Here is an 8,888-nt window from a genome sequence, read left to right as displayed (position 1 = left end):
GGATAATCTTTTTCAGATTCAATCAATAATTGAACCGCTCTTTCTCTGATTTCAGGGGTATATTTTGGTTTTGTCATTGGAACATTCTCTCAAGAAAGTTGGTCTCCGACAAACCCGGTACGGTTCAATCAGAAGGGTAGATTTCATGTTGTCATAACGACTATACAAAACCTTATGTACCATCTCCAGGCGTTTTTCATGCCGGTCATGCAGGCCATATTCATCAATCACTAATAAATCAAAGCTGGAGAAATGGTCGATGACTTCCTTTTCAGAGCGTGAAGCATCTGACCAAGTGTCCATCATTTTTTGAGCAATTTCTGCACTGGTATAGTAGCGTGCAGATTTTGTACTGTTATGCAGAATGTTACGAATAATTGATGCACTCAGATGGGTTTTACCTGTACCTGGTGTACCAATCATCAACATGTTCGGGTTGTGGTCAGAAATAATCTGCTGTGCAAAGGCCTGACATAGTTTGATGGTATTGTCTTGTGCAGGGCATGCAACTACATAATTCTTGAAGCCCCGATCCAGGTAGCGTTTATTGAGCCCTGAATTTTTAATTTTCTGTTTTAGCAATCGCTGTTGCAGTTCATTCTCATAGGCTGCATGTGAGTGTTGGACGGTTTCTTTGGCACACAATTTACAGAGCCTGTGACCGGCGATTTCCATCAGGGGTATATGATGGGTAGGGCAAAGTGTTTCCGTTGTTTCTTCGCGAAACTGGAGTGTTTTAAGCATGGTATTCATGACTGATCTCCTAAATCCACTTTGAATTTTCTAAAAAACTCTCATTTTTTTCTTCAAAATTTGAAGATGAAGATGAAGATGAAGATGAAGATGAAGATGAAGATGAAGATGAAGATGAAGATGAAGGGCATGATTCAAGCATGACTTGAGTAATACTCGGGCTCTTCTCAGGAGCTGCTTGAGCATTTACTTTTCGTTGCCTGGCTGATGCTTGAGCATTACTTGCGGATTTGCCCCAACGTGCTTGAGCTGCATTTTTAGCTTTATCAGATTTCATTTGCTGATTTTGCAATGCCTGGCTTTTTAAACTGCTTAAGAAATTTGAATGAATCTCCTCAGATTCGACTTCAAACAATTCCAGGGCCATCAGCGTATTTAACAAAGTTTTAGCCTTGGTGTGCTGCGGTAATTTCGTGATGCTACATACAGTAGCTAGGTCGCGAGGAATGGCACCATTTTTCCAGAAATCCATCATTAACAGCAGTGCCGCACCAATTTGTTCTGCTGTCATTCGTGCAAATTTCGCCTGTAGGTCGCCAATATAGAGTGGCATCCAAATTGAAATATCTTTATGCATGTGTTCACCTTTTTATAGGTATAAAGGGGCTAAGGTCATCAATTAGATGACCTTATATGTTTGTTTTATGAGTGAGCGAGACTCATTAAGCGGAGACGGGCCTGTTGGGCTAGGTCACCGTAATGGGCTTGCCCTTCATCCAGCATTCGCTGTAGCCAAAGTCTTAATGCTTGGTGATCATCGAAGCATTTATTGATTTCCAGCAAAAAGGCCAGATTGTGCAGTTTGGGAATGTGTAGCTCATGGATTAATTCACGAGCGACCATATCTGCTTCAGGGCTGATCACCACACCACCAAAGAAAGCTTTACTATTCATGTGCAAGCTCCTCTGTAGTGAGTCTCTCCAGCATGGCTTCAAAAGCACTGCCATCACGACGGGTAATATTAGGAACATAGCGACTGTAAACACGAAACAGCATTTCAGTCGTAGAATGTCCTAGTTGTTTGGCAATCCATTCCGGATTTTCACCAGCTGAGAGCCACAATGTCGCTGCAGTATGCCGTGTTTGATATGCACGACGACTTTTCAAACCTAAAAATCTTAATAATGGATGCCATACGCGTCGATTCACTAAGCGATAGTCCAATGGGTTGCCATTTCGCATAGAAAAAACGAATTCAGAGCGGTTCTTGACCATTTTCTTTTGTTCTAAGAGTGCTTGATAAACACGCTCACTCATTTGAATGCCACGGTCTGATCCAAAGGTTTTGGTATCACCAAGTTTGCCGTTGACTAATGCTTCTTTGATATAGATCTCACGCCGTTGAAAATTCACGTTTTGCCAACGTAGACCATCGATTTCACTGGTACGCATACCTGTGAAGAAGCGAACGGTGTAGTACGGTTTAAAGTCATCACGCACAGTCTCTATGATCTTTTGCACCTCTTGTAGGGTAAAAGGTGTAACGTCAATGCGACTTTCCTTGAGATTCTTAATATTTTTATAAGGCGAAACAAAGTTGTATCGTTCCGCTGCTTCATTAAGTATCATACGTAAAGGCGTCATGATTTGATTGATCCTCGATGCTTTCAGACTTGTTTGACCTTTTCCGTGTGTCACTTTGGCGAGGGAAGCACGGAAGTTCAGCAAGTCTGACTTCTTAATTTTTGAGAGAACCTGATTACCAAAAGCGGGGATCAAATAGTTTTTGATTACAATTGAAACCTTTTGTTGATATGAATCTCTCCATTCAATTTGTTTCTGTTTAAACCACAATTCAGTAAACTCTTTAAAAAGAGGAACCTTGGTTTGTACAGCGATTTGCTGACTTCTTTTTTTCCTTAAACTCCTCAACACGTTTACTTTTTGGAAAATACTTTTCGTATTCAAAAGTTCCCAAAGTAATTTCAGCTTGAAGCTGCTCGAGACGTTTTTTTAAAATTCGGCGATTATAGGCATTGTCTTCAAGATTGGTTGTCTCTCTGCAACGGATGCCCATGTAGCGAAAATCGGCAATGAGTTTGCCACTTCTTTCCCGGATGGTAGCCATCGGTTAAACCTCCTGAACCTTATTGAAGAGCATCCATACTTAAACCAGTGAATTTAAGCATTTCAGTTTCAATACGTTCCCAAACAAAAAGAATTTTGCGACCACCAAAAGGACGGATGTAATGAACACCTTCAATAAAGACACTGTCCTTCAGTTGGTTGCGAATAGTACGAGCGTCGTACTGGATTTTTTCAGCCAGTTGCTGGGCTGTGAGATAGGTATATGACATAATAGAGCCTCATATTTTTTACTAGGTAACTAGGAAAAATTATTCCTAAGACATAAATTATCATATTTTTATGTTGTTGCAAGTACTTTTTATGACTTAAATAGGAAATTTTATGATTATTTCAAACTTGGCAGTTTTATTAGCAGAAAGGAAACTTAAGGTTGCTGATCTGGTAAGAAGTACTGGAATTAATAAATCTACTTTACATAAACTTTATAATGATGAATCTGTACGGATTGATTTTGAAACCATTGATAAAATTTGTATTGCATTAGATGTGGAAGTGGGTGATTTATTGGTTTTTAAGAAAATTGATAATAATCAAAATGATAATAGCTAGTTTGGTCACAATTGGTCACATCAAAAAGTGAAATGGTCACAAATCCTTGATCGTTTGGTAAAAAACATCTTGTTTTGAAGAGAATAGGGTGATTTTTTACCTTCAAAAAAAGCTCTGAAAGTGGTAATCGATTGAAGACATTTAAGGTTAATTGAGACCATTTTTATTGTTGTGGGCACGCCATGGTCACATCTTGGTCACAAAATACAAATTACATTAAAAATATTTTTTATTGAATCGAATAACACAGGAAGAAGATTTTTTAAAAAATATAATAAAATCAATAAGAAAAAAGCCCCCATCTTTCGATGAGGGTTTTTTTGAATTTGGAGCGGGAAACGAGACTCGAACTCGCGACCCCAACCTTGGCAAGGTTGTGCTCTACCAACTGAGCTATTCCCGCATGCGGTGTATAATACATGATGCAAAAATAGGGTCAATCATTTTTTGCATGTCATTGTACTGACTGAATAAATAAACAACATTTTTAGAAAATAGTGTGGTTAAATGACTTAGGTTATTTGTTTTTATAAAAGTTTTCATTGTCTGCAAAAGTTTCAATATCGCTTGCTATGCACTGTAGTTATGCGAAAAATAAAAGTATCAGACATAAAAAATCCGCAGTACTAAATTTCTAAAAATGAAGCCGACTGCGGATTTTTTAGGTGATTCAAAATAATTTTATTAAATTTAATGTGGTCAGACAAAATAGTTGTTAACTAGTGACTATTAAAAATCAATAACTTAAACTTAGTTAAATTGTCTTTTATTACAAAATAGTTATTAACTAATAAATGTCATGAAATTGATACTAAAAAATTAAAGGACAAAATAGTTATTAACTGACTGCTGAAGTTACCAGCCTTTCTCTTTGATACTTAGTATATTTTAGCATCTAAATTAATTCAGATACTAAAATATGATTTCAGAACTCAAAATATTATTTATTTTGAGCGATTTAACTCATAAACTAATCTGAATAGCTCTGCTTGGTATTTTGCATCATGCAAAGCATTATGATCACCTTGTAAGGTCGGATGTACATATTTATCTATTGAGCTTGATTTTGTATCGTGCCAACTACATTTTGTAGCGCCCATAAAAAGAGCTTTGATATCTATGGCTGAAATACCGAAAGGATTTCTATTTAAATATTTCAAAAAATAATAATTTATAAAGGACCAATCGAATGGGGCATTAAGCCCTACGAAAACAGGAGTAGCATTCTCAGGTATATTTTGAATCAGCCAATTCTCAAATTGAGACATAGCTTCTTTTGGTGGAAGTCCTACTTTATATGCTTCTTCTAAAGTTATTCCTGAGACTTTTAAAGCTTCTTCAATTGCTTTATCACTAATTGGTTGGAGCATTATTGCAAACTCTATATGTGGGTTATATACAAAGCATGCTCCTATTGACAACATACTGTGTTCACCAACAATAGGTCCGGCTGTCTCAATATCCACAGAAATATAAACTTCTTTTTTGCTCATTATTATGCTCCTTCCAATTAGGATTTTGTTATCCAGCCATTATAGGTGAAGGCTTAAGTTTACTAAGGGCCTGATGAAAGTGTGAAATTGTTAATTCTGAATCAGGAAATGCTAAAGAAACTGCAGTTGGATATAAACGTGTACGAATATCAGAGTATGTCCAGCCTGGCTCTACTCCATGAGGAGCTGTTGCATTCACTAATTCTGAAATATCTTTCTCTGAAAAATTGATGTCAGACAAATCTTTAGTAAAAAGTTCATATCGCTCTTCATTTGATGGACGAACGAACTCTTCTACAATTGACGCTCTACGCAAAACGGCAGCATCTAAGGCAGCTAATCTATTGGTACATAAAATAGCAAATATACGTCCGCCATGTTTTCTTAAATCATCAATTGCTTGAATTAAAGTATTAACACCCACTTTATCTTCATGATGGCTATTTTCTTGGCTTCGAGATGCTCCAAGAGAATCACCTTCATCAATAATAAGAAAGGCTCGACCATTTCCACTACCAATAGATCGGGTGATTTCATCAAATGCTTGTGAAATAAGTGTACCCATTTCACCAACTTTACCAGTTCCTCTGACTTTGTTACTTAACTTAAATAGCAAAGCATCTTCAATTCTTGCATCGCGGGCTAAGCGATTAACAATTGCTTCTGCATTTGCTGTTTTCCCAGTACCTACATCACCATGGAAGATAGCTAAAGGGTATTGATCAACAAGAAGATCAATAACTGCTAACTTTTTCCCATGCTTTTGTTTGCTCCATTGCTCTAGTTCATCTGCTTGAAGCAAAAGTTGTACTTGTTTTTTAATACGTGAATATCTAGCTTCAAAACCCAGTAATTTATTAGCCAAATCATCAAATTGTTTTATTGGTAAATCTGTTTTAACTTCAAAAACGGTTGATTTACTCATGAATAGTCGCTCCTGTTAGCTCCAAAACCATTGCTGCTGTAACCTCGCTCTCCAGAAGCTGATAGACTGCTATGATTTGTATTTTCATCGGTTGTTCCCCAGCTTATTTTCAGTCCTAATTTCTTAACTTTTTCAGTTTCTTTATGATAACTATCTGAAGGTGACAATATAATGCGAATTCGCCCATTTGGAGTGTATGGCCACATTACGCCTCCTGGTCTTTCTGTACCAGAGGCATTCTCAGTTTGAAATAAATATTTCACCGCGTTTACTTCAGACTCATAAGAAGACATTAGTGTTACATCAACCGTTGTTATATAATTATTTTTTGCTAATAATTCAATGTCATGTGCATATTTTTTGGCATCATCTTCTGTCATAGCTTTTGTGCTACCAGCGATCATGATTAGGTCAGCTTTGATGCTACGGACAACTTTTTCAACATCAGAAACCGTATAAGTACTAGTATATGTACTAGAGTAAGACGAACTCATTTTTTAATCCTTAATTTTAAATTTAGGGCCGAAAATCTCTTTCCACACATCATTATCATCCTCAACTGAAGCGTAGTGAGCAGCTTCCCAAGCTTGTAGAGCTTTTGCGATAATTTCAGATTTTTCCTTTTCGGTTATTCGAGAAGCCACATTATTTTCATGATTAGCAGGGTCAATAATTACAACGGGATCAGAGAAATATTTTTGTACCTTGGATGAGTTCTCTGGAAAATCAATGCGCTCATTTAATTTGCTTTGAGCAATAAATCCTAGAAACTCTCTAAAACGTTGTTCAATATTTTCTGTAGGTCCATCCCGATCTTGAAGATAAGCTAGTATCAACTCGATATGAAAAGATTTAAGGCCTGGGGGATTTTCAAAATTTTTCCACCGCTTAGCCATACGGACTAAAGTTCGATAATGCTTGTCTGAATTCTTTCTATCTCGGATAAATTGAATATGACAAGGGGCACAAGTCAAGTTTCTTTCTTTGGATTTAAGATCATATTGCCAGCCATGATTTGGATTTGATTCATCTTGAATAACGGGAACTATATCAACACTAATACCACTTTTTACAAAGGTTACTGTCGCAGCTCTTCGTTGGATTTCAAAGTCTTCAACTGCCTTAGTTGGATAAATTTTTGTCAGTAACGAGTAAATTAGATCATTAAGATTATCTAAAGTTGTATCATCAATATTTTTACCATCTATATAGAACACAACGTCAACATCGATATCATCTTCTGCTGTTTTTTTTAGAATTGTGAACTTAGCAAACGAGCCAGCTTTAACTACCTTTTTTACTTTTAAGTCAGAATTTACAGTTATGTGTTTACGCAGTTCAGCAATCAAATTATCAACTTGTGCATGATATTCCTTACGTTTTTCAGAAGATAAGCGCAGAATATTGCCATCATAGTATTGGAGATCTGAATTTTTAAGTGACATTCGGATAAGTTTCCCAAAGTTAGTTATTAAGTGTTAATCCATAAGCAATATAATCTGCTGTTACTGCTGCGGCAGCTTTTGCTGCTAAATCATGAAAGCGATTGTCTTTTGTGGAGTCACCAAAGTCGCTAATTCCCCTAATCATTAACACAGGCTTTTTGTGGTTAGCACAAGCTGCAAATACTCCTGCACCTTCCATCTCAGCGACTTCTATTTTTCCATTAAGCTCTTTCAAAGCTCTAAATTTTTCTGGATCGCGAAGAAGCTTCTCACCACTTCCAATTGTGGCTGTCTTAGGCATAACACTTTTAGCGACTGGTCCAATTTCAATGTTCTCTGGAAAATTGATTTCTAAGGCCTCATAGCTTTGAATTAAACGATTTTCTACAGAACTTTTATTAGATAAATATGTATTAACATCCTGCCTAACTTTTAAATCTAACTCTGTACTTCTAGAGCGGTGTTCCGTAACCCCGCCTTCAATTAGAGCAGCTCCTTCATACGCAACAACCCGTTCAGATAAGACTACTTCACCTAAAGAACATTTTTCTCGCATTCCCGCAGCGATACCTAACATGATTACATTCTTGGGTTGTAATTCGCTTAGTAATGTAGATGTAATTGAAGATGCATCTACATTTCCTGGACCTGCAAAAGATGCAATTGCACAATTTGCACGCACTCCATTATTTCGAATAATTACTGTCTTCCAAACGTGAAGCCCTATACTAGTAATAAAGGGCTGAGTATCTTCACTAATATTTAATGCCTGTCTTGCTGCTGATAGCTCAACTGGTAAAGCTGTTAAGACTAATACATCTGGTGGAAGAGCAGCTAATCGAGCTTGCTCTTCTTCATGAAAGATTGTGATAATTCTCTTTGATATTTGTGAGAAATCTAATACAGGTTCTTCTAGAGTAATTGCTGAAATACTTTTTACTACCGACAAACCAGTATTTTGCATGTAAGTTAAAGGAGCTTCACGAAATTTTTGAAGGACACCTAATGCACCCTTTCCATCTTCTTTATTTGCTCCCAGTTGAAGATCAAGGGGTAAAACAGGTAGTGATTTCTTTGCCATTTTGTGGGCTCTATCTAATACACCTTTACCACCACCTAGAGCTATCATTGCTGTAGCATGCTCTATTTGTTCTTCGCCGACATTGCTTCCTGTTAGGATCTCATCATCGATACAGATATGCTCAGCAATACCACGAGCTATCATGCTATTTAAAAGCTGACGCTGTTCAACGTTTGTTTTATTTTGTAACCGATCATTTGATGCAACAATCTTTAGACGTACATCGTTATTATTTTCTTTGGTTAATTCATTAATCTTTCTTGCAATAGTCCAATCAAACAGTAAAGGTTTTTGATTTTCATTAACTGGTTCAGCTGAAAAATAGCCAACAAAACTTCCACCTGAATTAATTATTTCTGTAACAAGAGTTTCAACAAATGCATGTGCCTTATCAATTTGGTCATCATTTGTAGCATGAGAAATACTCCCATACGCGCCAACTTAAGCCATGTTGATGATATTTCATACACTCTGGTGCCTCCTAAATAACATTGAAATATCATCTGTAAATCGTTGTAATTTCCTCTTCCTAGGCCGCTCCGACATACTTTTA

General features: G+C 36.8%; 9 protein-coding genes, 1 tRNA gene and 2 pseudogenes. 1 reads left to right on the top strand and 11 read right to left on the bottom strand.

What is annotated here, in order from left to right:
• Positions 1–111 precede the first annotated feature (111 nt).
• From AC07E5_RS10420 to AC07E5_RS10400, 5 genes and pseudogenes are all read right to left on the bottom strand, one after another.
• A pseudogene (locus tag AC07E5_RS10420) lies at positions 112–753 on the bottom strand (ATP-binding protein); the annotation flags it as partial.
• A gap of 10 nt (positions 754–763) precedes the next feature.
• Positions 764–1,330: a DUF1376 domain-containing protein gene (locus tag AC07E5_RS10415; protein WP_253131902.1), complete on the bottom strand. Its 567-nt coding sequence runs from the start codon at positions 1,328–1,330 to the stop codon at positions 764–766.
• A 65-nt stretch (positions 1,331–1,395) separates the two neighbouring features.
• Positions 1,396–1,647 carry a hypothetical protein gene (locus AC07E5_RS10410; RefSeq protein WP_253116746.1) on the bottom strand — a complete coding sequence of 84 codons (252 nt, stop codon included), beginning with the start codon at positions 1,645–1,647 and terminating at the stop codon, positions 1,396–1,398.
• Positions 1,640–2,822: pseudogene (locus AC07E5_RS10405) on the bottom strand (Arm DNA-binding domain-containing protein). Before AC07E5_RS10405 ends, AC07E5_RS10410 begins: the two are co-directional and overlap by 8 nt.
• Before the next feature lie 19 nt (positions 2,823–2,841).
• Positions 2,842–3,051, bottom strand: a complete 210-nt coding sequence (locus AC07E5_RS10400; RefSeq protein ID WP_000122748.1) for a hypothetical protein — start codon at positions 3,049–3,051, stop codon at positions 2,842–2,844.
• A gap of 112 nt (positions 3,052–3,163) precedes the next feature.
• Between AC07E5_RS10400 and AC07E5_RS10395 the strand changes: the two genes are divergently transcribed.
• Positions 3,164–3,391 carry a helix-turn-helix domain-containing protein gene (locus tag AC07E5_RS10395; protein ID WP_004974343.1) on the top strand — a complete coding sequence of 76 codons (228 nt, stop codon included), beginning with the start codon at positions 3,164–3,166 and terminating at the stop codon, positions 3,389–3,391.
• Positions 3,392–3,718: 327 nt separating this feature from the next.
• Here AC07E5_RS10395 and AC07E5_RS10390 read toward each other — a convergent pair.
• The 6 genes from AC07E5_RS10390 to AC07E5_RS10365 all read right to left on the bottom strand — a co-directional run bounded on the left by AC07E5_RS10390 (position 3,719) and on the right by AC07E5_RS10365 (position 8,758).
• Positions 3,719–3,794 (bottom strand) — tRNA-Gly (locus tag AC07E5_RS10390).
• A 541-nt stretch (positions 3,795–4,335) separates the two neighbouring features.
• Positions 4,336–4,884: a 3'-5' exonuclease gene (locus tag AC07E5_RS10385; protein ID WP_038350074.1), complete on the bottom strand. Its 549-nt coding sequence runs from the start codon at positions 4,882–4,884 to the stop codon at positions 4,336–4,338.
• Between the two features lie 28 nt (positions 4,885–4,912).
• Positions 4,913–5,809 carry an AAA family ATPase gene (locus tag AC07E5_RS10380; protein WP_038350075.1) on the bottom strand — a complete coding sequence of 299 codons (897 nt, stop codon included), beginning with the start codon at positions 5,807–5,809 and terminating at the stop codon, positions 4,913–4,915.
• Positions 5,806–6,303: an HORMA-1 domain-containing protein gene (locus AC07E5_RS10375; protein WP_038350076.1), complete on the bottom strand. Its 498-nt coding sequence runs from the start codon at positions 6,301–6,303 to the stop codon at positions 5,806–5,808. Before AC07E5_RS10375 ends, AC07E5_RS10380 begins: the two co-directional genes overlap by 4 nt.
• A 3-nt stretch (positions 6,304–6,306) precedes the next feature.
• Positions 6,307–7,254, bottom strand: coding sequence for a CBASS oligonucleotide cyclase (locus tag AC07E5_RS10370; RefSeq protein ID WP_136144150.1), 948 nt, complete (start codon positions 7,252–7,254; stop codon positions 6,307–6,309).
• A 19-nt stretch (positions 7,255–7,273) separates the two neighbouring features.
• Complete coding sequence (locus tag AC07E5_RS10365; RefSeq protein ID WP_498625407.1) at positions 7,274–8,758, bottom strand: phosphorylase family protein; 1,485 nt, start codon at positions 8,756–8,758, stop codon at positions 7,274–7,276.
• Positions 8,759–8,888 lie beyond the last annotated feature (130 nt).

The sequence above is a fragment of the Acinetobacter seohaensis genome (assembly GCF_056431365.1).
Note: the sequence above shows the minus strand (reverse complement) of the source record. Positions and strands in the feature narration are given on the sequence as shown.

Excerpts from the sequence above, each read along its gene's own strand:
- AC07E5_RS10415 (WP_253131902.1), bottom strand. The coding sequence starts at position 1,330 with ATGCATAAAGATATTTCAATTTGGATGCCACTCTATATTGGCGACCTA.
- AC07E5_RS10410 (WP_253116746.1), bottom strand. The coding sequence starts at position 1,647 with ATGAATAGTAAAGCTTTCTTTGGTGGTGTGGTGATCAGCCCTGAAGCA.
- AC07E5_RS10400 (WP_000122748.1), bottom strand. The coding sequence starts at position 3,051 with ATGTCATATACCTATCTCACAGCCCAGCAACTGGCTGAAAAAATCCAG.
- AC07E5_RS10395 (WP_004974343.1), top strand. The coding sequence starts at position 3,164 with ATGATTATTTCAAACTTGGCAGTTTTATTAGCAGAAAGGAAACTTAAG.
- AC07E5_RS10385 (WP_038350074.1), bottom strand. The coding sequence starts at position 4,884 with ATGAGCAAAAAAGAAGTTTATATTTCTGTGGATATTGAGACAGCCGGA.
- AC07E5_RS10380 (WP_038350075.1), bottom strand. The coding sequence starts at position 5,809 with ATGAGTAAATCAACCGTTTTTGAAGTTAAAACAGATTTACCAATAAAA.
- AC07E5_RS10375 (WP_038350076.1), bottom strand. The coding sequence starts at position 6,303 with ATGAGTTCGTCTTACTCTAGTACATATACTAGTACTTATACGGTTTCT.
- AC07E5_RS10370 (WP_136144150.1), bottom strand. The coding sequence starts at position 7,254 with ATGTCACTTAAAAATTCAGATCTCCAATACTATGATGGCAATATTCTG.